The sequence below is a fragment of the Pseudomonas sp. HP_12 genome (assembly GCF_055283955.1).
Genome location: NZ_JBTOQG010000017.1, coordinates 44493 through 71043, shown reverse-complemented (window position 1 = coordinate 71043; position 26551 = coordinate 44493). Strand labels below are relative to the sequence as shown.

General features: G+C 56.1%; 24 protein-coding genes and 5 pseudogenes. 10 read left to right on the top strand and 19 right to left on the bottom strand.

What is annotated here, in order from left to right:
• Positions 1-344: 344 nt before the first annotated feature.
• The 3 genes and pseudogenes from ACYASU_RS13870 to ACYASU_RS13860 all read right to left on the bottom strand — a co-directional run bounded on the left by ACYASU_RS13870 (position 345) and on the right by ACYASU_RS13860 (position 3410).
• Complete coding sequence (locus tag ACYASU_RS13870; RefSeq protein WP_463583125.1) at positions 345-1208, bottom strand: methyl-accepting chemotaxis protein; 864 nt, start codon at positions 1206-1208, stop codon at positions 345-347.
• Positions 1206-1400: pseudogene (locus tag ACYASU_RS13865) on the bottom strand (HAMP domain-containing protein); the annotation flags it as partial. The gene ACYASU_RS13870 and the pseudogene ACYASU_RS13865, both read right to left, overlap by 3 nt.
• A gap of 1080 nt (positions 1401-2480) precedes the next feature.
• Complete coding sequence (locus ACYASU_RS13860) at positions 2481-3410, bottom strand: S66 peptidase family protein (RefSeq protein ID WP_463583124.1); 930 nt, start codon at positions 3408-3410, stop codon at positions 2481-2483.
• Positions 3411-3849: 439 nt separating this feature from the next.
• On the opposite strand from ACYASU_RS13860, the gene ACYASU_RS13855 reads away from it, so the two are divergent.
• Positions 3850-4989, top strand: a complete 1140-nt coding sequence (locus ACYASU_RS13855) for a glutathione-independent formaldehyde dehydrogenase (protein ID WP_463583123.1) — start codon at positions 3850-3852, stop codon at positions 4987-4989.
• 352 nt (positions 4990-5341) lie between these two features.
• Here the strand turns inward: ACYASU_RS13855 and ACYASU_RS13850 are convergent, their stop codons facing one another.
• From ACYASU_RS13850 to ACYASU_RS13840, 3 genes and pseudogenes are all read right to left on the bottom strand, one after another.
• On the bottom strand, positions 5342-6184 hold the full coding sequence (locus tag ACYASU_RS13850; RefSeq protein ID WP_463583122.1) for an AraC family transcriptional regulator: 843 nt from the start codon (positions 6182-6184) through the stop codon (positions 5342-5344).
• Between the two features lie 125 nt (positions 6185-6309).
• Positions 6310-6720, bottom strand: a pseudogene (locus ACYASU_RS13845) (IS66 family transposase); the annotation flags it as partial.
• A 227-nt stretch (positions 6721-6947) separates the two neighbouring features.
• A pseudogene (locus tag ACYASU_RS13840) lies at positions 6948-7181 on the bottom strand (glutathione S-transferase N-terminal domain-containing protein); the annotation flags it as partial.
• A 290-nt stretch (positions 7182-7471) separates the two neighbouring features.
• Here ACYASU_RS13840 and ACYASU_RS13835 point away from each other — a divergent pair.
• Positions 7472-8128, top strand: coding sequence for a peroxiredoxin-like family protein (locus tag ACYASU_RS13835; RefSeq protein WP_463583121.1), 657 nt, complete (start codon positions 7472-7474; stop codon positions 8126-8128).
• A 36-nt stretch (positions 8129-8164) separates the two neighbouring features.
• On the opposite strand, the gene ACYASU_RS13830 is transcribed toward ACYASU_RS13835, so the two are convergent.
• From ACYASU_RS13830 to ACYASU_RS13820, 3 genes are all read right to left on the bottom strand, one after another.
• Entirely contained in the window at positions 8165-9052 is an 888-nt protein-coding gene (locus ACYASU_RS13830; protein ID WP_282373092.1) for a LysR family transcriptional regulator, read from the bottom strand.
• 111 nt (positions 9053-9163) lie between these two features.
• Positions 9164-9910: an SDR family oxidoreductase gene (locus ACYASU_RS13825; protein ID WP_463583120.1), complete on the bottom strand. Its 747-nt coding sequence runs from the start codon at positions 9908-9910 to the stop codon at positions 9164-9166.
• A 58-nt stretch (positions 9911-9968) separates the two neighbouring features.
• Positions 9969-10523 carry a carboxymuconolactone decarboxylase family protein gene (locus tag ACYASU_RS13820; RefSeq protein WP_346628314.1) on the bottom strand — a complete coding sequence of 185 codons (555 nt, stop codon included), beginning with the start codon at positions 10521-10523 and terminating at the stop codon, positions 9969-9971.
• Between the two features lie 752 nt (positions 10524-11275).
• On the opposite strand from ACYASU_RS13820, the gene ACYASU_RS13815 reads away from it, so the two are divergent.
• Entirely contained in the window at positions 11276-12259 is a 984-nt protein-coding gene (locus ACYASU_RS13815) for an LLM class oxidoreductase (protein WP_449298035.1), read from the top strand.
• Positions 12260-12297: 38 nt separating this feature from the next.
• Here ACYASU_RS13815 and ACYASU_RS13810 read toward each other — a convergent pair.
• The 5 genes and pseudogenes from ACYASU_RS13810 to ACYASU_RS13790 form a co-directional block, all read right to left on the bottom strand.
• Positions 12298-12481, bottom strand: a pseudogene (locus ACYASU_RS13810) (monovalent cation:proton antiporter-2 (CPA2) family protein); the annotation flags it as partial.
• Positions 12482-12674: 193 nt separating this feature from the next.
• A complete protein-coding gene (locus ACYASU_RS13805; RefSeq protein ID WP_087274219.1) occupies positions 12675-12977 on the bottom strand; it encodes a putative quinol monooxygenase in 303 nt (100 codons plus the stop codon).
• Positions 12978-13203: 226 nt separating this feature from the next.
• Positions 13204-14304 carry a low temperature requirement protein A gene (locus ACYASU_RS13800; RefSeq protein WP_463583119.1) on the bottom strand — a complete coding sequence of 367 codons (1101 nt, stop codon included), beginning with the start codon at positions 14302-14304 and terminating at the stop codon, positions 13204-13206.
• A 98-nt stretch (positions 14305-14402) separates the two neighbouring features.
• A complete protein-coding gene (locus ACYASU_RS13795) occupies positions 14403-14942 on the bottom strand; it encodes a DsbA family protein (protein ID WP_463583118.1) in 540 nt (179 codons plus the stop codon).
• Between the two features lie 11 nt (positions 14943-14953).
• Positions 14954-15496, bottom strand: a complete 543-nt coding sequence (locus ACYASU_RS13790) for a redoxin domain-containing protein (RefSeq protein WP_282372090.1) — start codon at positions 15494-15496, stop codon at positions 14954-14956.
• Positions 15497-16007: 511 nt separating this feature from the next.
• Between ACYASU_RS13790 and ACYASU_RS13785 the strand changes: the two are divergent.
• The 6 genes and pseudogenes from ACYASU_RS13785 to ACYASU_RS13760 all read left to right on the top strand — a co-directional run.
• Positions 16008-16178, top strand: a pseudogene (locus ACYASU_RS13785) (FAD-dependent oxidoreductase); the annotation flags it as partial.
• A gap of 550 nt (positions 16179-16728) precedes the next feature.
• Positions 16729-18468, top strand: a complete 1740-nt coding sequence (locus ACYASU_RS13780; RefSeq protein ID WP_463583117.1) for a hypothetical protein — start codon at positions 16729-16731, stop codon at positions 18466-18468.
• A 312-nt stretch (positions 18469-18780) separates the two neighbouring features.
• Positions 18781-18987, top strand: coding sequence for a hypothetical protein (locus tag ACYASU_RS13775; protein WP_463583116.1), 207 nt, complete (start codon positions 18781-18783; stop codon positions 18985-18987).
• Positions 18988-18990: 3 nt separating this feature from the next.
• A complete protein-coding gene (locus tag ACYASU_RS13770) occupies positions 18991-19266 on the top strand; it encodes a YrhB domain-containing protein (RefSeq protein ID WP_463583115.1) in 276 nt (91 codons plus the stop codon).
• A gap of 121 nt (positions 19267-19387) precedes the next feature.
• Positions 19388-19693 (top strand): hypothetical protein, encoded by a 306-nt coding sequence (locus ACYASU_RS13765; RefSeq protein ID WP_463583114.1) that lies wholly within the window; start codon positions 19388-19390, stop codon positions 19691-19693.
• 172 nt (positions 19694-19865) lie between these two features.
• Positions 19866-20204, top strand: a complete 339-nt coding sequence (locus ACYASU_RS13760; RefSeq protein ID WP_463583113.1) for a hypothetical protein — start codon at positions 19866-19868, stop codon at positions 20202-20204.
• 526 nt (positions 20205-20730) lie between these two features.
• Here ACYASU_RS13760 and ACYASU_RS13755 read toward each other — a convergent pair.
• The 5 genes from ACYASU_RS13755 to sseB form a co-directional block, all read right to left on the bottom strand.
• Positions 20731-21021 (bottom strand): T6SS immunity protein Tdi1 domain-containing protein, encoded by a 291-nt coding sequence (locus tag ACYASU_RS13755; RefSeq protein ID WP_463583112.1) that lies wholly within the window; start codon positions 21019-21021, stop codon positions 20731-20733.
• 401 nt (positions 21022-21422) lie between these two features.
• Positions 21423-21986 (bottom strand): hypothetical protein, encoded by a 564-nt coding sequence (locus ACYASU_RS13750; RefSeq protein WP_463583111.1) that lies wholly within the window; start codon positions 21984-21986, stop codon positions 21423-21425.
• Positions 21987-22137: 151 nt separating this feature from the next.
• Positions 22138-22584: a GNAT family N-acetyltransferase gene (locus ACYASU_RS13745; RefSeq protein WP_463583110.1), complete on the bottom strand. Its 447-nt coding sequence runs from the start codon at positions 22582-22584 to the stop codon at positions 22138-22140.
• A gap of 143 nt (positions 22585-22727) precedes the next feature.
• Positions 22728-23168, bottom strand: coding sequence for a hypothetical protein (locus tag ACYASU_RS13740; RefSeq protein ID WP_463583109.1), 441 nt, complete (start codon positions 23166-23168; stop codon positions 22728-22730).
• Between the two features lie 71 nt (positions 23169-23239).
• Positions 23240-24040, bottom strand: a complete 801-nt coding sequence (gene sseB, locus ACYASU_RS13735) for an enhanced serine sensitivity protein SseB (protein WP_463583108.1) — start codon at positions 24038-24040, stop codon at positions 23240-23242.
• A gap of 261 nt (positions 24041-24301) precedes the next feature.
• Here sseB and ACYASU_RS13730 point away from each other — a divergent pair, with 261 nt between their 5' ends.
• A complete protein-coding gene (locus tag ACYASU_RS13730; protein ID WP_463583107.1) occupies positions 24302-26503 on the top strand; it encodes a TonB-dependent receptor in 2202 nt (733 codons plus the stop codon).
• Positions 26504-26551: the final 48 nt, after the last annotated feature.

The window sequence follows — 26551 nt, the reverse complement described above, 5'->3', positions numbered from 1 at the left end:
GAAGGGGTGGGGCGAGGTCTCCCACGGTCTGTACTGTTGCAGCAGTCAGATGCGAACTGTTCGTCCCACCACCCCTTCAAGTCTAACCATACAAGCGAGCTTGCTCGCGAAGAGGCCGGGATATCCGCTGAGTCTTCAGTGGCTGAAATGCCGTCTTCGCGAGCAAGCTCGCTCCCACAGGAATTGTGTTTGCTGCGCCACAGCGTGGCTGTCTGGACGATGGGAATCATCTACAGGTTGCACGTTGGACACCGGGTTCGGGGGTGGACCTCAGCGACGACTGAACTGCAAAGGCGCGGGATCATGCTCCGGCCGAGCAGCGGAGCATGGCTTGCAAGCCCGACTCATAATTTGAAATGCCCGACCATGCCTTTCAGCTCCAACCCCAGCGACGCCAGTTCGATGCTTGACGCCGCGTTGCCCTGCATCGCCAGCGCGGATTGATCGGCACTGGCGCGGATGCTGGTAACACTGCGGTTGATCTCTTCCGCCACCGAACTCTGCTCTTCCGCCGCAGCGGCAATCTGTTGGTTCATCTGCTGAATCATCGACACGGCCGCGGCAATGCTGCCCAGCGCGCTCTCGGTCTGCAGCGCATCACTCACCGCTAGTTTGACCAGCTCGCCGCTGCTGCGGATTTGCACCACCGACGCCTGGGCACCGCTTTGCAGACGGCTGACCAGCCGCTCGATTTCTTCCGTGGACTGTTGCGTGCGTTTGGCCAGCGCGCGGACTTCATCGGCCACCACCGCAAAGCCCCTGCCCTGCTCCCCCGCCCGCGCCGCTTCGATGGCGGCGTTCAGTGCCAGCAGGTTGGTCTGCTCGGCGACGCTTTTGATCACGCCGAGCACGGTGCCGATGTTCTGGATTTCCGCGCTGAGGTTCTCGATGGAATCGCTGGCGGAGCTGGCCGACGAGGCCAACTGTTCAATCCGCTGCATGCTCTGGCGCACCACGGCCTGGCCCGAATCGACCTTGTCGTCGGCGGTCTGCGCCGCGAGCGCGGCTTCTTCGGCGTTGCGGGCAACGTCGTGGACGGTGGCGGTCATCTGGTTCATCGCCGTCGCCACCTGCTCGGTTTCTTCTTTCTGGCTGCTGACTTCCAGATTGGTCTGCTCGGTGACGGCCGACAGGGAATGGGCGGACGTCGCCAACTGTTCAATGCCCGCCTGCAACCCGCTGACGATAGTGCTCAAGCCCGCGCCCATCTGCTGCATCGCTTGCATCAACTGGCCGATTTCGTCCTTGCGGGTGACATTCACGGTGCGGCTCAGGTCGCCGGCCGCAATCCGCTGGGCGGTGGCGATCACGCTGCGCAGCGGCGCGACGATCAGGCGCGTGATCACCAGCGCCGCGATCAGCCCGACCACCAGCGCCAACACGGACGAGCCGATGATCATCATCGAGTTGGCCTGCAACTCGCTCTGCATCGATAGGCCTTCGGCGTCATAGGCCTGATTGACCTGCTGCACCACCGCTTTGGCGTTGCTCGCCAGTTGTTGCGAGACCTTCGCTTCCGATTCCAGCAGCCCGGTGTATTCGTTGAGCTTGTCGCTGAAATTGCTGATGTGCCCGCCGACCTCGGTCAGCACCGTGAGGTAACTGGCGTCCTTGATCACGCCCTTGAGCTGCTCGGCCAGTTCCTGCGCCTGAACCGCCTGCTCGATCTTGCCGGTCTTGACCTCCTCGCCCGAGCCCGTCTTACGGCTCTTGTCGAGGCGCACCCGAGCCTCGTCCATGGCCTGCATCATCAGTTTGGACACCTGGCTGACCTGACCCGCCTGCTCGATGAGCTCCGCACCTTGCTGACCCTGGGAATCTTTCAGCGTGTAGGCACCGTCGTCGGCCAGCCCCGCCTGCAACACGTCGAGGTTATTGGCGACGCTGGACACCGACCAACTGGCCATTTCCAGCGCCAGGTCCTTGCTCTGGCTGATGCTGACGAACTCGTCAAACGACGCGCGATAGGCCGCCAGCGCCTGCTGCACCTGGCCCATTACCTGCTCGTTGATCGGCGCGCCGGCCTTGAGCTGCTCCGCTTGAGCATTCAAACCATCGAGCCCGACGTGAACCTCATCGACCACCTTCGGGTCACCGTGCAAGGCGTAATCCTGTTCCAGCAGCCGCACGCGATTCACATCACTGTTGAGTGCGGTCATCGCCTTCAGGCTGTCGAAATGCGCACTGATCGAGCGCAGCGACCAGACCCCGATGGCCGCGACCAGCGCCGTCAACAGCAGCACCAGCACGAACCCGATGCCCAGCTTCTTGGCCATCCCCTGATTGGCGAAACGCGTCTTCACGGCCGACATCATCAGTTTCCGCTCCACAGCTTGAGGGCGCGCATGGCAAGGCCATCCGCGCGAGGCCAATCAATATCCGTGAAGATTCGCAATGCCCACGGGGCAAAACAAGGTCTTGACGTCAGAATGATGGCAAATAGCTAGAGCGAGGTCGCTTACAGAACGGTGATCGTCGTACTAGCGCGTGGCCGGGGCCACCGTCAGCGTGCCCGCCTCGGTATCCAGCACCGCATGACTGCCCAACGCCACCGCCAGATTGCGTTCGCCATGTCCAATGGACAGACCGCCAAGGACCGGAATACCCAGATCTCCCAGGCGCTCGATCAAGACATCGGGCGGCCGGATCGGGTTATTGCCGTGACCGGGCTCGCTGAACTGACCCAACGCGATACCGCCGAGCCGTTGCAGGATCCCGCAATTGAGCAGGTGAGTGATATTGCGGTCCACCCGATACGCCAGCTCGCCGACGTCTTCGAGCAGCAAGATCGCGCCCTCGAGATCCGGCATGAACGGCGTGCCGATGCAGGTGCTCAGCATGCTCAAGTTGCCGCCGAGCAAGACGCCCTCCACCGTCCCCGACGTACGCACGGTGAACGTGGGTTCTGATGGATCGGCATGAATGACGGATGGCTCGGTGCTCATCAATGCCTGCTTGAGCGTGCTGGCAAAGATGCCGCCCTTCTCCAGCTGCGCTGCCACCGGGCCGTGAACCGTAGCGAGACCCGTGTGGGTCCAGAGTGCGGCGTGCAAGGCGGTGATGTCAGAGAAGCCGACTAGCAGTTTTGGGTCGCGGAGGACGGCGTCGTAGTCAAGTTGGCCGAGGATGCGCTGAACGCCGTAGCCGCCGCGGCTGCAGAGAACGGCGCGGATCCCGGGGTCGGCCAGGGCGTCGTTGAGGTCGGAAATGCGATTGGCGTCGGTGCCTGCGAGGAAGCCGATGTTGTCCAGTGCGTGGGGGTAAACGCGGGGGCGTAAGCCCCAGGAGGTTAGTTCCCGCACGGCTGCTTCCACCCGGGCTTCGGCGACCGGGCCGGCTGGGGACACCAGCGCTACGGCGTCGCCAGCGCGGAGGGGTTGGGGGTGGAGGGTTGGGCGGGAGGCAGGCATTTTTCGGGGGCTCGGCGGGTGTTTGGTGATGGTGCAATGTAGAGCAGTGGGGGGAGTGAATCTAGTGGGGGGCTGGCGTGCTATCTAGGAGCGGCTGGAGACGTGATTGAAAAATAGTGCCTGTATGCTTCGTTGGCGCCTGGACCTTAGCCGCTCTGCGGTTATATCAGTGGCAGCTATCGACCCAAAGCGGACATCGTATCCTCGCGCTGGCCCAGAGAGTCGGATGGGCCTTGGGTGGGTCCATTGCACATTTTAAATATCGTATAAATGAAAGGCTCTGACTTAACGTGGCGCTTTAGATTCAGTGCTTGTGATCGCCGGTGGTCCGGATCGCCGCCGGTCCGGTAGTCACCGGAATCTTTGATCAACGGGACCTACCGACCAGCCAGATATCTCGTAGCAGACGAATCCAATTCAGTTTGAACGGGAGAATACAATGAAAGCCATCGTGTACAACGGGCCACGCGACGTCAGCGTGCAAAACGTCCCCGACGCCAAGATCGAAAAGCCTACCGACGCAGTAGTGCGCATTACCACCACCAATATCTGCGGCTCCGACCTGCATATGTACGAGGGCCGCACCTCCATGGAAACCGGTCGAGTCTTTGGTCACGAGAATCTCGGAGAAGTCGTTGAGGTCGGTGTCGGAGTCGATCGCGTCAAGGTGGGTGATCGCGTCTGCCTGCCTTTTAACATCGGCTGTGGATTCTGCGAGAACTGCGAAAAAGGATTGACCGGTTTTTGCCTCACGGCCAATCCCGGCACTGCCGGTGCTGCTTATGGTTTTGCCGACATGGGCCCTTATCAGGGCGGCCAGGCTGAGCTGCTCCGGGTGCCCTATGCCGACTTCAACTGTCTGATCCTGCCAGAAGATGCGCAGGAGAAAGAAAACGACTACGTGATGCTGTCGGACATTTTTCCTACCGGTTGGCATGCAACGGAACTGGCCGGCCTGATGCCGGGCGAAAGTATTGCCATTTACGGTGCGGGGCCCGTGGGACTCATGGCTGCACATGCCGCGATGATCAAAGGCGCTTCGCAGGTGTTCGTAGTCGACAATCATCCGGATCGATTGAAGCTGGCGGCGCAGATGGGTGCCACGCCGATCAACTCGCTGGAAAAGGAAGCGGTCGACCAGATTCTCAACCTGACCCACGGCAAAGGTACTGATCGGGGCTGCGAATGTGTTGGATATCAATGCTGTGACAAACACGGTCATGAAGCCAATCATCTGACAATGAATAACTTGGTGGCTTCGACCAAGGCCACTGGTGGTATTGGCGTTGTCGGGGTGTTCGTGCCTCAGGATCCAAGTGCACAGACTGAACTCGCCAAAGAAGGGAAGATGGCCTTCGACTTCGGTGCGTTCTGGTTCAAGGGGCAGCAGATTCGCACCGGGCAAGCCAATGTGAAGGCCTATAATCGTCGGCTCGCGGAGCTGATTCACCACGACCGCGCAAAGCCTTCGCAGATCATTTCCCACAGCCTGAAACTGGCTGACGGGCCTGATGCGTATAAGCATTTTGATGCGCGGGATGAGGGTTGGACGAAGGTCATTCTGAAGCCGGCAGCGTGATGTCCATCATCATGGCTTGAGCCGACAATTTAGCGGCATTGTGGATGTGTCAGATGATGCGCACCGCATTGCCGCTCATGCTTCCGCGCATTAGTATTTGAAAAGAGTCCGTCTATGTACGCTCGTACTTCTCCCTTAAACGCTGAAATCCGATCATAGAAAGAAACGCCTTCGTACGAATTGTGTACGCAGCGACGCAGTTCTCTAACACATGTGATGATGTCCGAATCCATGTTTTAAAAGTCGCCTGCAAACTATCCTTATTGTAAGCGTATGGTTAACACACCTTCGAGTAACCGTTTGGCGACGTCACCCATTCAATTTCCTAGGTAGCAGGCGTCGAAACCCTCAGTCATGATGCCTTGACTCTTACAATCGGTATCCACACATCCACGTAACCCTTGCCTTGGGCCGGTTCAAAATCAGAACTGTATTGTTCGAACTCGGGGGCGTCGGCAAGCACGTAACCTGAGTCAGGCAACCAGTGATTGAAGATGGTGAAAAAAGTCTGATGGATTTTTGAAATATGATGTAGGTGTCGAAACACCGCATAGTTTTGCTGTGGTACTTTAAAGTACCGAAAAGCTGGGGGCAGACTTTCGATGCAGGAGACCTCGGTGCCGGCAATATACTCAAAACTTCCGTCATCTCCAGGGTTACAGCACAGACCATAGTTCCAGTGGTTCACCTGACATGGCACTTGCCCTATGCAAGGCTCGAACGCTTGCCACAAACCGACAATGCCCTCATTCCTGTCGATGGTAAAACGATCTCCCAGACCCGCAATGAAAAACTCGGATCTAGTTTTAAAGCGTGGTGTTGAGAGTGTTATCGGATTCATTTTTTTCATACGTAGAGGCTCCACCAGGGATAGGTGTTCATCTTTGCGTTCACGAACCTGCTTCGGAGTGAACCCAAACTGATCGCGGAAAGCGCGTGTAAAAGCTTCATGGGAGCTGTAACCAGCATCCAGCGCTACTTTCAGGATGTCAGGTGTTCCCCGCTGCAAGGTTAGCGCCGCCTGGCTCAAACGCCGAGCCCGGATGTAGCGCATTACTGGCCAGCCCGTCGACAGCGAAAACAAACGGGCAAGGGCAAAAGGAGACAGGTTGCAATGACGCGCAACACGTCCCAGATCTAGGTCGGATCCCAGCTCCAGCTCGATGTACCACAGGGCTCTCTCGATATTCAGCATTACGATGCTCCTTGAGGTCAGAGCAACGTTATCAAACGAATGGACGAAGTATTTGATCGTTCTTGCGGTTTCTGCATAGCGTCAAGCGAATACACCGTTTGCATCTGACACCACTTCTTGTGTGATCAAATCGGCTGCCACTTATGCGGCAGCAACTGATCGATTTCACTAGGCTGCGTCGGCAGCCGTGTAAGAACATCCTTCAAGTAAGCATACGGATCATGCCCGTTGAGCCGCGCCGACGGGATCAAACTCATGATCGCCGCCGCACGTTTACCGCTGCGTAACGAGCCCGCGAACAGCAGTTCGAGCGCCCAAGAGCCCACGGCCGGATTTGATTCTCGCACCAGTTATTATCGATGGGCACAGCACCGTCATCGAGATAGCGCGTCAGCGCTATCCAGCGTTTGAGGCTGTAATCCAGCGCCTTGGCGATTGCCGACCCCTCAGGCACAAGCTGTCTTTGGGCGATCATCCAGGTATGAAGTGCGTCGGCGATTGGCGCTGCTTTTTTCCTGCCGTATTCGCTGCCGATCACCCGGCTCACCAGCTTCGAATTGATCCAACAATCCAGCACGGTGAGTGTGCGTTTGGCTTCGCCATGGAATCGAGCAATCGCCGCCGGATTGGGCTCGCTCGCCAATTTCTGGAAATAGCCAGACTGCCCAAAGGCCGGGCTCAGCGCACTGGCATGGAAGAACAGTTGCTCGAAGACTCTGGCGCGCGTCACGCCCCCGGTAGGCAGCAGCCGACCATATCGCTCCGCTAGGTAGACAAGGATGGCGGCCGACTCGGTCAGCACCGTGGGCTGGCCGTTATTACCCAGTGGATCGATCAGCACCGGCACTTTGGCATTGGCGTTCAGGGCGATGAACTGCTCGTGTTTTTGCTCTCCCTGGCGAATGTTCACCGGCAGTAACTTATAGTCGAGCCCCAGCTCTTCGAGGGCGATAGGGACTTTGACGCTGTTGGGGGTGGCAAACGCATGAACGATCAACAAGGGGCAGCTCCTCAATCGACAATGGACTTGGGCATTGCGTGGTCAGTAACGCAACGCTTCGTGCCAAGTGGCTACGATGGAGGCCAGCTTGCGTGGAACGGTTAGAGCGGAGCAGACCGCTCGCAGCGATATGATTCATTCCTGAACGGAATAAACAGCCAAGGTTGCACGCGTCGAGTGAGGGGCATTCCTGCTGGGCATATTTCCTATGCTGCTCAGCTCTCTACTGGTGGGATTTCGACACCGCGATCATGAGTCTCGCCATATCAACCACCGAGGAAATACTCATGACCCTTCAAGCCAAACTGGATGCCTTCAAGGCCGATTTCGTTGCCGGCAAGCCTCCCTACAATGCCCCAGCTCCCGTACATGCGGTGATGCACCGCGCGACGGCTGAGCTGATCGCCAGCGGTCAAGCCGAGCGCGCGTTGAAGGCCGGCGACTTGGCGCCGGTGTTCAGCCTTCCTGACGCGGAGGGTAACCTGGTTTCGTCGGCCGAGCTGCTGTCACGCGGCCCACTGGTGATCAGCTTCTATCGCGGGGTGTGGTGCCCTTACTGCAATATGGAGTTGCAAGCCTTGGAAGAAACACTGCCGGTCTTCAAAGAGCGAGGTGCGATCCTGGTTGCGATCTCGCCACAGAGCCAGGCCAACAGCCGCAAGTCGCAGCGCCAGAATGGCCTGGGGTTCTCCATCCTGAGTGACAGTGGTAACGAAGTGGCGGCGGCATTCGGCCTGCGTTTCAAACTGCCAGACTATCTGGCTGAGCTCTATCTGAGCTTGGGCAACAACCTGCCGGTCATCAACGGTGACCAGAGCTGGACGCTGCCGATGCCAGGTCGTTTTGTCATCGGCCAGGACGGCATCATTCTGTACGCGGAGGTCAATCCCGACTACACGCTGCGGCCTGAACCCACAGAGTTGCTGCCTGCATTGCGCGGTTGATTGCCCCCTTTCAAGGCCGCCTTCGGGCGGCCTTGCTTATCGCCGGCTCATCAATCCTTCGACAAAATCGACAAACGCCCGCGCCTTGGCGCTCGCCAAGCGCCCTGTAGGAAATACCGCCCAGAGATCCAGCGGCGGCAGTTGCCAGTCTTCCAGCAGCGGCACCACGTCGCCCTTGGCGAGTTCATCCGCGAACATCCACTGGGACGTCAACGCCACACCCAGATGCCCGAGTACTGCCGCGCGCACACCCTCAGCGGCACTGACCCGCACCCGCCCGCTCACTGTCACCGACTGCACTGTACTGCCTTGCTTGAAGGCCCAATGCTCACCGCCGCCTGCCAAGGCGTAAATTACCGCTTGGTGCTGTGCCAGGTCAGTCGGCACTGCGGGCTCGCCATGGCTCTGCACGTAAGCAGGCGTGGCCAACACCAGCCGCTGACACTCCCCGATCTTGCGTGCGATTAGGTTGGAGTCCGCCAAAGCTCCCATGCGCAGGGCGACATCGATGCCTTCCTCGACGAGATTGACGGTGCGGTCGTCCAGAACGATATCGATGTTCAGTTCGGAGTGTGCTTCGAGAAAAGCCCCTAGGTGCGGCAGCACATGCAAACGCGCGAAGGTCACCGCCGCGCAGACCCGCAAGGTACCGTGCAGCCCACTGCCTGCACCACGCGCGGCGAGGTCGGCTTCGTGGGCTTCCTCAATGGCACGTTTGGCGCGGTCGTAGTAGGCCGTGCCTGCCTCAGTCGGCGTGAGTCCGCGAGTGGAGCGCAGTAGCAGGCGAACGCCAAGGCGCTCTTCCAGTTGGGCAATGGTTTTCGACACGGCGGGCTGGCCGAGGTTGAGACGCCGCGCGGCAGCAGAAAACGACCCTGCTTCGAGCACACCGACGAAGGTTTCCATTGCAGCCAATCGATCCATCGTTGCTCCACTTGAAACGGTTAAAAAAGGCATGGCAAAAAGCGAGCGAAGCATAGGCTTCGCTCGTAGCGGAAGGGTTATCTCAGCGCGGAGGGTACAAAGCAAGCCCGTCTAGAACGCAGCCTTGCCGATTGAAGCACCGCCATCGACGAACAATGTCTGGCCAGTCATGAAACCACTGCTCTCGGACAGCAGGAAGGTGATGGCCGCTGCGATCTCTTGCGGCTGGCCAAAGCGGCCCATCGGAACGCCCGAAAGGTAGCGGGCCTCGCCCTCGCTGCCAGGCGGGTTGTTCGCGCGGAACAAAGCTGTTTCGGTCGGCCCGGGGGCTACAGCATTGACGGTGATACCGGTCGTGGCCAGTTCCAGTGCCCACGACCGGGTAAAACTGATCAGTGCGGCCTTGGCAGCGGCATAGGCCGTACGGTGGGTGATTCCGAGCACGGTCAGGCTGGAGATGTTGACGATTCGGCCCCACTGCCGCTCGCGCATGCCCGGTAATACGGATTGAGTGGCCAGAATCGCCGAATGCAGATTCACGCGCATCACCGCATCGAAGTCGTTCAGATCCACCTCGCCCAGCAACTGCGGGCGAACCAGCCCGACATTATTCACCAGGCCGTCAAATGCGTATTGCTCGGTCAGCGTTGCCAGGGCTTGCTCGGTCAGCGTTGCCAGGGCTTGCTCGGTCGCTGCGCGATTCTCCAGATCAACCGAGATTAAGGTGCCGGGGAAATCGATGTTCTCCACCTGGCGGGCAATGCCCACAACGCGGTGGCCGGCGTCCGCCAACGCCTGAGCTAGCGCAAGTCCGATTCCTTTGCTCGCGCCGGTGATCAAAAAAGTTCGCATGGTCATGGGTGCTCCTGATACCAGCCCATGCTTGGGCTGGCTGAGTGAAGGTCGGCAGTGGCGTTCAGACCGGCTTAGTCCATTCGTTACCTTTCATGAACGGATCGAGCTGAGTGTGCACCAAGTGATTGGTGTAGTTGCTCATGACCTTGGTGGCGACGCCCAGCACCACCTCCAGCACGTTGCGGCGAGTGAAGCCGGCAGCGAGGAACGCTCCGATACCTGCATCGCTGACGAAGCCGCGATCACGCACCACTGAGGTTGTGAACACATGCAAGGCTTCCAGGCGGGCATCCGGGATGACACTACCGGCACGCAATGAAGCAATCACCTCAGGCGCCATTTCGATCATCTTGGCCAGCGTGGTATGCCCGGCCATGCAGTAGTGGCAATTGTTCTCGAAGTTGGAGGTGAGGTACACAACCTGCTGTTCGTGCGGGGTCAGCGTGCTCTTGCCAAACAGATCCCAGAGTTGGCTGTAACCGGCGAGCAGCTCTGGCGATTCAGCCATGTTGCCTTGCAGGTTGGGTACGAAGCCGAAGGCTTTCTGCACCGCCTCCAGAACAGGCTTGGAGGCATCAGGGGCGGTGTCGAGGGTATAACGAGTGAACGTGGTCATCGCAGTTTCCTTGAGTGGGTCAGCAAGAGTGCTGGAGCCATCTTGCGGTTCTCGTCAGAACTGCGGAACGCAGGGGGTGGGCATATGACTCATGCTTCACAGGAATAAAAGCAGATTCGGAGCCACTGATGCATGCACGACACTCGTCGAAGAAATTACGACGGCAGGTTACGTGACGAGTGCTGAAAGGCTACAGAGGCTCGACTTCTGCCGGTCAAGGTGCGGCCGTGTAGGGGGTTATAACCGATACGAACGTGTGGTCATGTCGAATACAACCCGCTCGTCAAGCCAACGCAATACGCAATACGCAATACGCACCCTGGGCTAGGTGAGTTCGCTGGACGCTTACTGTTGGTCGGCTTATTAACGGCAGCTTTCGGCCAATAGCGGCCATTCTGGAATGGCAGGAAACGACCGATAACTGACTTCGATACGCAACTTTCGCCCGGCAGCGGCTCGATTGTAAGAATATGGCGGAAAGCTGCAAAACCGCCTACGCTTATAGAATGCTTCCTCGAACGCCTTGCCCATCTGGGGGTATAGAGCCGAGAGACCGTCCGCTTAACACCCACTTGGACCAACCCGCGCCTATCGCCAGCAACTGGCCCCTGAATCCGGTCCATGCGACCAGCAGTACGGCGCAACGGGTAAAAGCCAGACCCAGCCCCCCACCTGTCGTTCAAAAGCGACCGATGCCGCAGCACCTCTGGAAACGGGGGCGCTGTTCACGTTCTGCCATGAGGTCAATCCGTATGTATCGGCCGAGCACGATTCCTTACCAGCAGCATCGAGGGTTCAGCCGAACCTTCACTCAGGGGCATTTGAGCCTTGGATTATTCTTTCCCATGGAGGCATTCGACGGGGACACTCCGAGCATGCTCAACCAGGTCACACTGGCTAAACAAGCCGAGGCGCTGGGCTTCTGCGCGCTCTGGTTTCGCGACGTGCCGCTTCGCGACCCTGGCTTCGGCGATGTCGGCCAAGTCTTCGACCCCTGGGTTTACTTGGGTTATATGGCCGCCCATACCTCGGAGATTGCACTTGGCACCGCCTCCATCGCCATCCCGCTGCACCATCCCCTGCACACGGCCAAGGCGTCAGCCAGCGTCGATCAGTTGAGCATTGGTCGCTTGATTCTGGGGGTTGCTTCGGGAGATCGGCCAGTGGAGTTTTCGGCGTTTGGCGTCGATCCCGAAAAGCGTGGAGAGATCTTTCGAGAACACTACGAGGTGATTCGCTGCGCCCACAGCACCAGTTTTGAGCCCATCCACTGGAACACTGGTGAAATGCAAGGCGCAGACCTGATTCCGAAACCCACCACCCAATTCATTCCAATGTTCGTTACCGGCAACAGTCGCCAGTCACTGGATTGGATCGCGCGTGAGAGCAACGGATGGATCAACTATCCACGCATACCGAATATGCAGCGGCTGGTCGTGGAAGATTGGCGGCTGGAGGTCACCAGGCAATGTGGCTCTGTGTACAAGCCCTTTACTCAGTCGCTGTACATCGATCTCGATGAGAATCCGTCCACACCACCCACACGTATTCATTTGGGGTTCAGACTTGGACGTTACCATCTACGGTTTTTGCTGGAGTCGCTTGAGGAAATCGGCGTGGACCACGTCATTCTCAATCTCAAATATGGCAAGCGCCCTGCGGCGGAGGTTATTGAGGAATTGGGTACACACATCGTCGCGCAGTTCGGAGTGCAGCCGCGTCCGGCAGCTCATTGAACATCGGTCACTGCTACGCCGACGAATACTCAATTGACGAAACCATAAGGTGTCACGGCGCGTGATGACCTCCGGATCTATATCAATGATGGAGATCTTCGCGCCATGAGCGACCGGTGCCCGGCAACCAATCTACCCTACCCAGCCTAAACCAATGATGAGCACATTGCCTTGCAGATTCTGTGCGGCTTCCATGCCGTCCATGGACAAGATTTGCGCGCGTATCCTTTCACTTATACCGAGCGCGCAAGCATGGCATGAATCCTGGACACGGCACTTTAGCCATGACATTTATCTTAAATACAAGTGTTTTAATTGATCACCGCCGGGTCAGCAGCAGGCCCAGGCGATCCTGATTTTCATACAAGACATCGTGAACCTCCCCGAACTGAATGGAACTTCCTGTTGGATTTGCTTAACCGGGCAGCTTGGCCGCAAGGACGTCAACCTTCTCGATTGATGGCGGTTCGGCAAACAGCTCGGCAGCGTTTGCCATAAGCGCCGCCGCGACCTTGCCCGAAAGATGAGCCTGCCGGCCCGCTTCATCCGGGAATGCGTCAAAGATGCCAAAGGTGGACGGCCCCAAGCGGACTCCAAACCAGGCTGTAGTGGCTGGCTCCTCCTCCACCAAAGGAAGGCCGCTCAAGAGAAAGCGCTCCACCTCTTTCTCTTTCCCAGGTTTTGCTTCCAAACGAACGAACAATGCTACTTTGACCATGACGTGGCTCCTGTTGTTACGATGCGTCTGGTGCTATCTGGTCGCAATAGCTAAAAGGGGCATCCGGCTATTAACTATGGTCGATGACACCAGGATTACAAACCCAAAGAGACCAAGGGTAGCGTCGCATGTCGCTCGGACACTGAGAATGACGTAGTGGGCAGCGCGCAAGCCGCAGACCAGCCGCTTGATCACTTTTCCCGAGCTGTGGTCTGATAATAAAGACTCAACGATATCTGAAATTCAGGAGAACATAACAGATCATGGTTACTGTCAGGCCGACCACTATGTACTCGACACGCGGTAGAAATATAACTAACCCACCTAAAGAAAACACGATCAAGGTGTTTTGCAGTATGTATTTCCTTATTCTACTCACGGCTATGAAATAGCCATATTGCTTACCTAGGAAAAACAAGGCCATGCCGGTGATCGACATAATCTGGAAATCGCGTATCGCAATATCGTTCAGGATCGCATGCCTAATCAAATTTGCCAGAAGTGCCAGCCCCATAAAAAGAAAAAGATGCGAGTAGATTAAAGCGTGCCCATTCATACTGCTTTGATGTTTGTTCAATAGGTAAAAACTATCAAAATAGATCCACCAGATACTGCAAATCATGATAAATCCGGTGATGGCCGCCATCACATTATAATAACCCCATTTAATGTTAGACAAGCCTCCGGAAAGGCTAATAATTGACTCTCCCAATAAGATTAGAGTGAGTAGGCCTATGCGCTCAACCAAGTGTTCTGTGTGGGCTGGCAACGGTTTTAGTTTAGTCCAGAATAACACAGGAAACAGAATATCAAGAACAATCCCAATATAAGCAACAAGGTAACGCAAGGGCGGGTCAAAAATAACGGATGAAAGGCTAATAACTGCGCTAACTAATAGGGCGAAGCCAAGCCTTGAGGAAAGTTCGCCGCGAGAATCGAGTTTACTAATGGACGAAATGTACATAACACTGATGATCGCACGTATGCCAAAATAGCAGGAAATAATAAGCGGGTAGTTCACTTCCAGGTCTTCCCCGATCCCTGCCGATAGCACAATGAGCAGGAGCATTATGAATAATGTTGCCAAACGGTGAAGATTGCTGTCTGTATCAAACCTGTTGGAGTAAATCGTGTGACTCGACCAGATCCACCACAACGGTACAAACAGCATTAAGAATGTCCATAGTTGCTTATGTTCAAAGTGGCCTTCATGAACATGTCCGAGAGTATGCGTAACCTGGCCTATCGTAACAACGAAAGTCAGGTCGAAAAACAACTCCAACCATGTGGCGTGTCGATTTTTTTCATAATACTTCAAAGATTTCATTAGCTGGCGGCTCCGTGTACACCTCTTTAATGTAGAAGGAAGCTAACGCTGGTTTGCCCTCGGCTCTGGTGTGGGTGATGCCAGGCCGATGTGGCTATCTAGCGATTTCGTCCGCGCACTAACAGAAGCTCAATCATCTGACTCATCTCGTTGAACTCTGGGACCCCGTCATAGCGAAGCCCGTCAAAGTAAAACGCCGGAGTACCGTTCACGCCGCTGCGTACACCGCCATTGAAGTCGGACTGTATTTTGGGGATGTAGATGTCCTCTCGCATGGCAACGTCGAGCTCCCCGCTGGAAAGGCCGTGTTTCAGAACAATGGCGCGATACAGCGGCAGACCCAATCGATCCTGATTTTCATACAATTCGTCGTGAGCCTCCCAGAAGAACCCTCGACTCCCGGCATACTCCGCGGTGACCGCTGCACCCAGCGCATGAGGGTGAGCGGTGGTCAGAGGAAAGTTACGGAACACGAACAGCAAATCATCGCGAAAATGCTGCTGCAGATTCTTGACCATCCAATACGCTTCACCGCAATAGGGACATTCATAGTCGCCAAATTCCAGCAACGTGACTTTGGCATGCGCACTTCCCTGGCGATGGTCGATGGCACTTACCGGAACTTTGAGAGTGGCCATAGGATCACCTGCTAATTTTTGGTTGGTATGCTTTGTGACGAATTCGCCAAAGCATCCAGCGCATCCAGAATACCGTCCGCACCAGGGTTGATTGCCATCGGGGAGACGTAGCTCCAGGCAACCACCCCGTCCTTGTCAATCACGAACAGCGCACGCTTACAAACCCCGAGGTGTGACTCGTACGCTCCATACTGTCGTGCCACAGCCCCTTTGGGCTCGAAATCGGCCAGCAGGCTGAAGTGAAAATTCCGATCTTTGGCAAAGGCCTGATGACACCAGGCGCTGTCAACTGAGATACCCAGTAGCGGCGCACCGTATTCTCTGAATGTTGGTAGCAACTGGTTGTACAAAGTCAGTTGGTCACCACACACCGAAGTCCAATCAGCGGGATAAAACGCCAGTATTACGGGGTTTCCCTTTAACTCGCGCAGCGACAACTGTTGATCAGGGGTTGCGTACAGAGTGAAGTCGGGCGCGACAGTGCCGGCCGGCAGCGGCCCCTGAACCAGGTCGCCCTTCGTTTCTTTTGCATCGTCAAATTCTGAGGTGTCCATTGCTTGAACCTTGATAGATGGGTGGTAGGGGCGTGCTCAGTGGGATACGACGTGCCCGGTGGGATAACTCCATCCACCATCAAGGGGTTTAAAAAAAGACAACGATGCCTCGATCTCAGCATGAGCCTGAGTGATTTCGGCCGCGAGATGTTCACGTTCCGCATCAACGCATACAAGGAGATCCGCCGTGTAATCGCGGAATTGGATTGAGGTCAGGTTGGCAGGGGAATGGTCGGATTCGCTCTGGCTCACCAATGACTATAGTCGTTGATGACGCTTACCGTAGTAGCTGAACGAATTTTCGGTACCCACCAGAGCCAACAACACTCACGCGCTTATCTTGCTGCCATTTCAGGCGGCGTTTTAACACGATGATTTTGGCAGCTATTTCGCCACTTCAGACAAATCTACATCTGCTTTCTGGACGACAACTGCTACCCGTTACGACAAGCAGAAATCGACCAGAGGCAGACACTGAAACCGCCTTCAGGTCGACAGAATGAAGGTTGATATGGGAAATGCTCTGGACAAACGAGTCGTTGTCATTAGTGCCGGCATCGTGGGCGCTTCGCTGGGGTATCACCTGGCTGATAAAGGCGCGAATATCACCTTGGTTGAGGCTGAAGGTATCGCGTCGGGAGTGATTGGAGATTCACTCGCATGGATCAACATCCCATACGGATAACGTGACCCCATTGCAGCACTGCGCGGAGCAGCAATCAAAGATGCGGCTCGTGCAGCGATGGTGCTGTACCTAACGAATAGTCGAGATCGGTCTTCGGGAAGCTGAGCGGTAGCCTTTGCAAATATTGTCACTGACCGCTTTTGGCCAGTAGCTGCCGAATCGACGTTGCATCTGAGCTGACGAAATGGTTTTGAATTTGGTGGCTGAAAATTCGCTGAAATGCGACAGATATCATTTAGCTACGTCTTATCTATGACCAAGGCTTAGGCTGTCGTTGAACGCGGTGCAGTCCTGTTTCGGATGGAAATCTTCCGCCACTGGTATGGATGCCTTCCACCAATGCGCATCGGTAAATAGTGACGCTGGATCGGATCCCGCTCATCTGCACCTCCGTCGAGCGAAAGCCGTCACCATCCTGAAACACAACCGTCAAATACCCCCACTTAAGCAGGAACCGGAACACCGCACTCAACCACACACCCTCTGGAAAACCACCCTTGATAGCAGCGTATCGAGCTGCATCCCTAGAACCAGAGAGGACTTCACCATGCGCGTGTCTGGCCAGCAACCCCCCGTTACCTCCGCCTCCATCGAACTTCAGCAACGGTCAAATTCGACGGCTGCCACCGGCCACGCTTCCGTCGGGCAGGGTCATCCTCAATCCGGTGAGGTCAGCGCAGCGGCGCTGACCCAAGCCCGTGAGATGAAGCATTTGCTCACGACCTACGTGAGCAGTCAGTTCCAGCCCTACAAAGATCGTCTGGATCCGGAGTCGGGGCACCGGGGGGAAATCGATCGAATCATAGAGAGCCGAGTCAACAAGCTGATGGAGGAGAACATCTCCTTCAAGGAACTTGGAGACTTGATGGAAAAGGCCAAGAATATGGACCGCAACGCTTCAATGGTGTCGGGTACAACGGGCGGCGTGCCGTTTGCGGTGGCGTCGTCGCTCCAGGCAGCCATCCCCGTGATCACGGGAATTGGGGCAAACATACAAAACCCTGTGGCAAAAGCTGCAGCCCTGGGCACGATTTCACTCGCGGCGGCGTCAGCGGGGGATCAGGTCGGCGGCGCTTCCATTAAAAAGCTTCGGGAAGACGCGTACTACCTGCATGCGCCCGCGGACAAACTGCATGAGTCGTTGAATGCCGCACTGGCGACTATCGATACCACCGCGAACCTGGCCATCCAGAACGCCAAGGAGGCGCAGACGTTCACGATGCGAAACGCACTAAGGACGGTTGTCAGCCCGGTGGTGGCGGCGATCAATCCGAAGGCCGAGCCCATTGTGGACACAGCCATTGCCATTGCGGGTGGACTCGCTGCCGGGACCGGCACCGGGTACCTCGCCAACAGTCGGCGCACCGAACAAGGCACCAGTGGCCCTGCGCTGCTGCTGGGCCGAAGAGATGCCGAGGCCAAAGAGGATCTGAGTCAGGAAACCGAATGGATCGACACGTTGAAGGCATTGCGGGAAGCGACAACCATTCGTACGCCGCTCGCCAATGGAGTGGGACGTCTGGCGGACGCCGGCCGCACCCTGGTAACCGATCCGCTCGGAGCGGTATCGAGAACCGCCAAAGCCACTTTCACCCCTTCCGGCGCCGCCAATGTCAGCACGCTGACCGCTGGCTTCACCGCACTGGAAGCCGGTAAAGGCGCTGCGGTCAACGCCTTGAGCAAGCAGCACCCGGCCCTAAGTTCATTTGCAAAACACGCCATCAATACAGCAGGCGGCTCGGTCGTGTTCGGCAGTAACGCTGCGGGTGTGGCAGTCGGGGACAAGCTGGTTGACGACTTCAAGTCGCGACGCAAGACAACGGCGGAAACCACGGCAGGCGCTACCGAGACCGCTCAATCCGTGCATGAAGATCCGGCCGAGGCCACCGGCGAGAATCTCGCTGAAGAGCCAGGCCGTGTCAGCAGACCGTCCAGTCAACGGTCCCAACGCGCAGGGTCAGATTCAGGCTCTCTTCCGCGAACCAGCCTCACCGGCAACCGGATCACGAATGCCGAGAACTCGGCGCCCGCCTCTACCAAGTCTCCGGCAGGCAGTGTTCGGACAAGCCTCAAGGGCGAGCAGACGCAACCCACGACAAGCGGCGGACCCTCCAGCGAGGCAGTGCGCCCTGGGTCGGCCTCTTCGGCGGCACCTGCCCCGCTCCAGGTTCAAACCCCGGTGCCGGTGGATGATTCCTCGGATGACGACGCCAGCTATCACACTGCGACGTCGGGTTCTTCAGATAACGGATCGGTCTACCACACTCCGCCGCAAACGCCGGTTTGAGCGAGTCATACAACTAAAGAGTGAAACCGCCGGCCGCCGTCGTCAGAGGGCTGCTGGCAGGTCTGATGTTCCTGCAGCCAGACCCGAGCCCCCGTGTACAGCGACAGACACGAAGGTTTAGCGATCCAGGAAATCCAGATGTGGCACATTCTATTGCTTAAGTTCAGAAGCTTCCTACGTCCTCGCGGGAGGTTGGGACCTAGGGTGCCCGCTTGGGTCATGAAATACTCGCTTTCCAAATTTCTCGCACTCGCTTAGCCATGATAAAAAGCGAGCGGCGTCCCAAGCTGGGAATTGTCAGGGAGACGTTGAATGTTCTTTTGGCACATCGTGCCCTCGTGGCATCAGATCGAAGATCGAATAAGGCAGGAAATGGGCTACCAAGGTGGTGCTCAGTTTAGACATCATTGGGGCGAGCCCGCCCCGTCCCTCAGCCTGAATATCCGCCGCGTCGAGAGCGTCAGGTCTGCGTTTCATCAAGCGGAATGGCAGGCGGGCATTGCAGTTGTTGAGGATTAATTGATGTTCGACTATGAATATGCTCTGACTAAGGCGAAAGAGTATCTTGAGGATTCAGAGATACCCTTGCAGATTACGTATGAAGGTGAGTTCGCGGAGGTATGGTTCTTTTGCTATCAGTCAGCTGAGTATTTACGAACTGGTGATTCGTCTGATCAGTTAGCGGGAAATAGCCCATTTCTGATTGACCGGAATACCGGTGAGTTGTTCGAATTGGGTACGGTTAAGCCTATAACAGAGTACATTGACGATTACCTTCAGGAGCGCTATGCGTCGTAAATATGAGCGGCTACATGACAGCTCCTCGAGGCACGAGGGTGTAGGTATAAGAGTGGTTTATGCTACGGCGATAGACCGGGTAGTGACCGGACACCCGGCCGACACTTAAAGAACATATGCTATGAAGACAGATTACCGATTCATTGAAAACAACCTCAGCTTCGTTCTTGCAGAGCTCGGATCTCAGCCGGAGGTAGGTTCGTTCTTCCCCTCTGAATCCTTATCTTATCAGGAGCAAATTGGTCAATTATATGAGTGGGTGAATGACGCGGGAGAGTATGGTCTGGCGTATGAAAACGTCGTTTCCATGCTTGAAGTGCTTCCTTTTAAATTATCTGGAAAGGCGGCAATAAAACTTCTGGAGGTTGGCTTGATTTTTGGTTTCAAGACTGATTCAGAAGCAGATAAAGGCTTCGACCGGCGTTAATTGCAGGAATCATCATTCGCTCTGTGTGCCAGACAGCGCGCACCCGTGCCGCGTGGATCGCTAGCCTTAGATCATTTAGATAGAAAAGGCAAAAGCGATTCAGAGGCTGGAGGCTGCGCAGTTTGGAACCAGAAGAGCCCTTAAGTGACTAGGAAGCGAATTTTAAGTCGATATGATGATAAAAAAATATACGGCAGCCTTTTTGATTCCTGTCGGCGCATGTAGAACTTTAGGCGAGGATGGTTGGGAGTTTGACAGCCCTGAGCGACTATCCAAGGAGGTTTCAGAACACCTGATTGCGGCATTCAGGCTCAACTTTGTTGAGATGTACTCAGGAATCAAAAGATACGTAGGCGACGATATTGGTATGTCTATATTTCTTGATGACATGAATGAGGTGGAGAATATTTACTTTCAAGTTTCCGGGGATTCGCTGAAAGCGCTTGCAGCGCTATGCCAAGATACCCAAGTTTTTTCTAAAGCAGAAATGTTCGTGCCTGAGAAAGAATGAATACCGTCTGCGGGTCCCAGCTGTACAGAATTGCAGGACGAGATAAGGGGAATGATCTATTTTGGTTGAAAAATCAATCCGTCCCCTTTTTTCTCGCCTGAGTTAGCTGTTGCTTAAGCACATTACGTGGGTCGCATGGTCATAGTCTGTTCGCATGAAGCCGCACTTCAGATAAAACGCGTCGCCGGCGGCGGTATCGGTGAATAGGCATAGGTTCTGGAACCGCAGAGCGGCATGTGCAACAAGCGCATTTACCATCTTCTGTCCCACGTGTTGCCTCTTTGACCCTGGGTTCCACTCGTCAATTAGACGGGAAAGGAACCTGAAGGCTTGTCCAATCGCCTCTTTCGCTGGCCTGAGTTTGCGGGGGAGATAGGTGATCACTTGAATGTCGACTTGGCCCATGCATCGTCCTTGATGGGTGCAGACCTATCTTGCTGACAAGGGGTCTTGCGGACTGGTCACACAGGATAGGATGCCCGGCCGCATATGATCCCAATGTCTTTCGGCGTCATTGGGCGGCTTTTTAGGCGCCGCCGTCGAGGTCGTGCATTTGGGCCACTATGTTCATAAAGACCCAGGCATCCCCCTTGTCGTACGTCTCCAAAGCTTCGCTGCCGCCGAGAAACGGGTACGGCTGCGGGATGTAGACCTGATCATCGGCAAGGGGGCCCAGATGTCGGAATAGATCGGCAACGTGGTCCGAATCCAACACATACAGCTCGAACCCCGGCTCTTTCAGTACCTCCGCTTCAAAGTCTTCGACTGACGGGTGGCTTCCGTACGACTTCGCCGCGCACTTGAAAGGGTGCAGCACGAGGTACTCCGAGTCGTGTGGATTGCGAAGAAAGAAATGGCCGAGGCTTGAGTAACCAACAACCTCTGTATGGTTCGGGAAGCTGGCGGCCCACGCTCCCAAGTCGCTCGAGGGTCGAACCGAAAAGAGTGTGTAGAGAACAGGTCCGGATGGCTTTCCGAATATTTTGGAGAAAAGTCCCAAGGTGACACCTCAAGTTGAGCGCTTGGCAGCAAGAACGCGCGTGTAAATTATGTGGTCGAAGACGACAGGGAGCCCTATTCGATTTGGCGGCCTGCCGCAGATCTCACGTTTCGTCGAAACGACTTTGAAGTCGTCCTGGCTTGAGCCCGAAGCCGCGATTTGCTTGCAAAGCCACATGCCGGTGCTCGGGCTCTTTAAGGCGATTACCCTGCGGGGTCCTAACGCACTTCCACATGAAAGCAATAGTTGATATCCACCTTGCTGGCATCTACAGGCAGAGCGGTTTTGGTCAGTACAAACTCGAATGCCGGCTCGAAGTATTCATCACGCAGGATTTCACCCGCCAGCACTTCCACCTCATACCAACCATTCTCGACTTCAATAGTCGGCCTGTTTGATTGCTCATAACGCTCGAGCAGCTCATCGAGATTCTCATCCGTGAACGCCTGCAGAATGCGCCACGTGAACAAATGTATGCGACCGTGCTCGACACGCAGCGAATAACCACCGCGACGATGCTGCACCCGACCTTCGTGCCGGGGCATTTGAGGTTCAACGCCGGCCAACGTGAAAACAACGGTGTAAGGATGGTTTTCCACACCGGCGAGCGGGATGAGGACGCCATCAAGAACGGCCTTGTCGCCGCTTTCACTGGACACAAACTCACCAGCCAGATCGTCTGCAAGTTGATGCTCTTGCTTGAAGCGCCTCAACAGTTGAAGGTCACCGAGCAGGAAGTAGTCGATGAGGTCATTAAGGACGTCGGAAAACACATACTGCATGAGGGGGTATCCTTGGTCTCACAGTGCCAAAGTAAAAATGCAGCCAGTCAGCACTATCCCGCTAATTCATCGCCTAATATGGGTTTACATGCACCCTAACGGTCCAGGCACCCGCGCTGCAATCATCAGTCTTAACCTACAATTGCTTGAGTCAGATGTTGCTCAAACACATCACGTGCGTAGCATGCTCATGATCTGTTCGCATGAAGCCACACTTCAGATAAAACGCGTCGCCAACAGCGGTATCGGTGAAAAGGCACACGCTCTGAAGGCGCAGAGCTGCCTGTGCAACAACCGCCTTGACCAACGTCTGTCCCACGTGATGCCGCCTTGATGAAGCGCTGACGTAGACCCGTCGCAACCTCGCCATGTCCTTTTCGGCGTAGGGATCAACTGAAAGGCCTCCGATGCCTATTAGCCGCTCGTTTCGATACGCGGCGATAAGACATTCTCCGGGGGCATTGAAGCGATTGATCCCGGAGTCCCACTCGGTAATCAGCCGGGTCAGAAACTTGAAACCTTCTTCAACAGCCTCTTTTTCCAGCACCCGAATCTGCAGGGGCAGATGGGTGATCAGTTGAATGTCGACCTGGCCCATGGATCTTCCTTGATTGGTTGGAGAGCTATCTGGCTTAGTAGAGGCTCTTGAAGTGCATTGCTATTGGCAATGCAGGTAGCGGCTGTTCGACTCAGGAAGACCAGCGTTCAATTTGAGGGCAGCACGCTTCTTCAGGGGAGGCGTCAGTACAAGCCTGTGGCGCTATCAGGTTCGCGTACCGGAACCTGATGCACGCTGACCATGTTGTAGTTGAGCATGAAGCCAACACCACCCTCGGACTCCATCACCTGAGCCACCCAGCCAATAGGATTGATGAACAAAGAGTTGTCGTGGTTGAGCACTCCTACTGCAGCAGTCGTCTCATCATAATCCCAAACGACATCGCCCCAGTGCCAGCCCTGGCCTTCTACGTACTGGTTACCTAGCAACGCTCCAAGCGCGTACATTTCCTCCTCGGACAGCGTTGTGCCAGTCGCTTTGCAATTGCGCACCCGCTCCGTAATTGCCGCAACCACATCGGCCGGAGCATGATCCCCAGTAAGGCCGAGTAAGGCGAGTCCCTGGCGACTCAGCACTTTGATCTGCTCTACCAACTCGGCGGACACTTTGCTGATTTCAGCCATTCTCGTTTCTCCATTAAAAAACTGCACAGCCCAACCAAGACTTCGCAAGCCTGCTCTGCGCTTAGCCCGGGTCACGCTTTGCCAATACCAAGCAATGATCGCAGCCAGCCTGCCGACTTCCGTTCATAGAAAGGCGTTGTTTCCTTGAGGAAGTAATCGCTAAGGCCTTCCCCCCCTTCGGTCACGCGATAGAGGTCAACGGGTTCGCCTTCCGGGGCGGTATCTCCGGCAACGTTACCGGCCTCGCGCATGACCCGTTCAAAATCTCCGTCCGCTTCAATACCAATGATCAGATGGGGCTTTTGATCAACCGATGGGTCATGCATCAACGCCAGAAATGAACGTTTTACGTTGCGATGTTTGGCGAGTAACTGCGTGAGTGAGTGGATCATCCTGGACGGGTATTGCGACGGCTGTCCGAGCAGCACGGTCGTGTCTTTTTCGACCGTGCGCTGCGCTGGCTTCTGGCCTATCCCGTCGGAGAGCAGATGGCGCACTTCCTCCGGCAAAAACTCTTTCCCATAAGGAGACTTAGGATTGAGAAAAAGAGGGGCGCCCCGTGTGATTTCAAAAAGCGATCTGGCCGGGATTTCTACGTAGGATTCTTCGCTGTCTATGGACCCTTGCAATATTTTCAACGAAGAAAAAAACGGGATGACAGGTGAGCCGTCAGCCTTTTGCCAGTTCGCGATGCTGATGTTGCTACCCGCTTCGAGCGTGACATGGCCTTCGCCAGCCCCGGCAGTGCCAAGCACGTAGACGGTGGAATCCAACAGCGTCTTGAAGAAGTCAGGTCGATGGGCCGGCTCATCCGCCGCCAGCCTGAGCGATTGTTCGAGGGCGTTTTCTTGCTGGTTGTTCATGATTTCCATCCATGGCTCCATCAAAGCAGACAAAAAATGAGTGCAAAGCGCGCGTAGTTTTCCACGGGACTGTGAAAACAGGAAGAACAGGCGGTTCTGATGATGGCAGCGCTTTGCATCCAACATCGTCAGGGCGTTTCACGCAATGTGAAAAATGTATCGTCAATGGCAACAAACTTAAAAGCACTCTGATATCATTCTCACCTGCGAATACTTCGCATTGCCAAGGAGGCTTCAACCCGTTCTGATCACCTTGCTGGGTAGCCCCTCATGTTTCTTCCGCATCCGTTTCGCCCCACCCTGCTTGCGCTTTGCTGCTCTGCGAGCTTCATCGCCAATGCTGCCGATTCGGTGCTTGAGCTCGGCGCTACCGACATCAATGCCAATGCAGTCAAGGCCAATTCCAACACGCTGCCTGAGGTCTATGCAGGTGGTCAGGTCGCTCGTGGCGGGCAGATGGGTGTTCTGGGTAATCAGGACAACATGAACGTCCCCTTCACCATGACCAGCTATACCTCCCAGCTTATCGAGGATCAGCAGGCTGAAGATGTGGGAGACGTACTCCTCAACGACCCGTCGGTGCGCCAGTCTTACGGCTTCGGTAATCAGTCGCAGATATTCGTGATCCGCGGTTTGCCGCTAGCAGGCGACGATATCTCCTACGGCGGTCTGTACGGCGTCCTTCCTCGGCAAATTCTCTCCACGGACGCGATTGAGCGGGTGGAAGTATTCAAAGGCCCCAACGCTTTTATCAACGGCGTAAGCCCCACCGGTACGGGCTTGGGTGGCAGCGTGAATCTGCAGCCCAAGCGTGCTGAAGACGTGCCGACTCGCCGTTACACCCAAGACATCAGTTCCGATGGCCGAATTGGTGAGCATCTGGACCTTGGCCAACGCTTCGGCGAGGGCAATCGATTCGGAGCGCGAGTCAACCTGAGCCAACGTGAAGGCGACACTGCGATTGATGACGAAAACCAGCGCACCAAGTTGTTCGTCGCGGGACTCGATTATCGGGGTGACACCTTTCGCGTCTCTACCGACTTTGGCTACCAAAAACAGCGCATCAACGGTTTACGCAACACCGTGCAATTGGGTAATGCGACCAAAATCCCGACCGCCCCTGACGCCAGCCACAACTACGGCCAGGACTGGACTAATACCGAAACCGAAGACACGTTCGGCATGATGCGTGGCGACTGGGACCTGAATGAAAACTGGACTGCCTACCTTGCAGGGGGCGCCAAGCATACGCGTGAAACTGGCGTATACGGCACGCCAACCCTCGTAGGTAATAACGGAGTTGCAACTGTCGGCGGCTCCGAGATCCCGCACAATGAGGACAACACCAGCTTTGCAGCGGGGCTTAACGGTCATGTTCAAACCGGGCCGGTCAGTCATCAGATCGCGATCGGCGCCTCCACCATCTGGACCCAGCAAGAGAACGCCTACACCTTCTACCGCTCGGTCAGCGGGAATACCAATATCTACACCACACCTGACCTGCCCAAGCCAACGGCGGTTTCCCTCACCGGCGGCGATATGGGCGATCCGGGTGTCACCGGCAAAACCCGCAACCGAAGCCTGGCCGTTTCCGACACAGTTGGCTTGTTCGACGATAGTTTGCTGCTGACATATGGCGTGCGCCGTCAGCAACTGCGCGTAGAGAACTACTCGTACGACGGCACCACCTCCAACGGCGTGGCTAATCCGGCCAATGACGGCAGCCGTACTTCGCTTTACGACGAATCCATCACCACTCCGGTGTACGGCATCGTCTATAAACCGACTGACACCGTTTCCCTGTACGCAAACCGCATTGAAGGCCTGGCCAAAGGGCCGGTCGCGTCCGGTACCAACGTCACCAACCTTGGGGAGGCCTTCCCGCCTGGCCGCACCAAGCAACTGGAAGCGGGTATCAAGCTGGACATGCAATCGTTCGGCGCAAATCTTGGCGTGTTCCGGATCGAGAAGCCCAGCGATGGCTACGTCGATGCGACCCAGCGCCTCTACATTCGCGACGGCGAGCAGTTGAACAAGGGTGTTGAGCTGAGCGTGTTTGGTGAGCCCATCGAAGGCCTTCGCCTGATGGCAGGCGGCACGCGCATGACCTCGGAGCTGAAGAACACCGCGGGCGGGCTCACTGATGGAAACCATGCCATCGGGGTGCCCACGTTCCAGCTAAATGCGAGCGTCGACTGGGACGTTCCTGGCCTGGAGGGAGCTGCCCTCAGCGCCCGTATGCTACGTACTGGAGGCCAGTATGCGGATCAGGCCAATAACCTGAGCCTCCCCACCTGGAATCGGTTCGATGCCGGGGCGCGCTACAAACTTAAAGTCGATCAAAAGGACCTGACGTTGCGCGTCAATGTGGAGAACATCACCGACAAGAACTACTGGGCTTCAGCCAACGGTGGCTATCTCAGCCAAGGCGACCCGCGTCTGGTCAAACTCTCGGGCACCATAGACTTCTAAGTCAGCGCTCCCAAGGGATAGGCATCATCATTCCCTTGGGATCAAGTG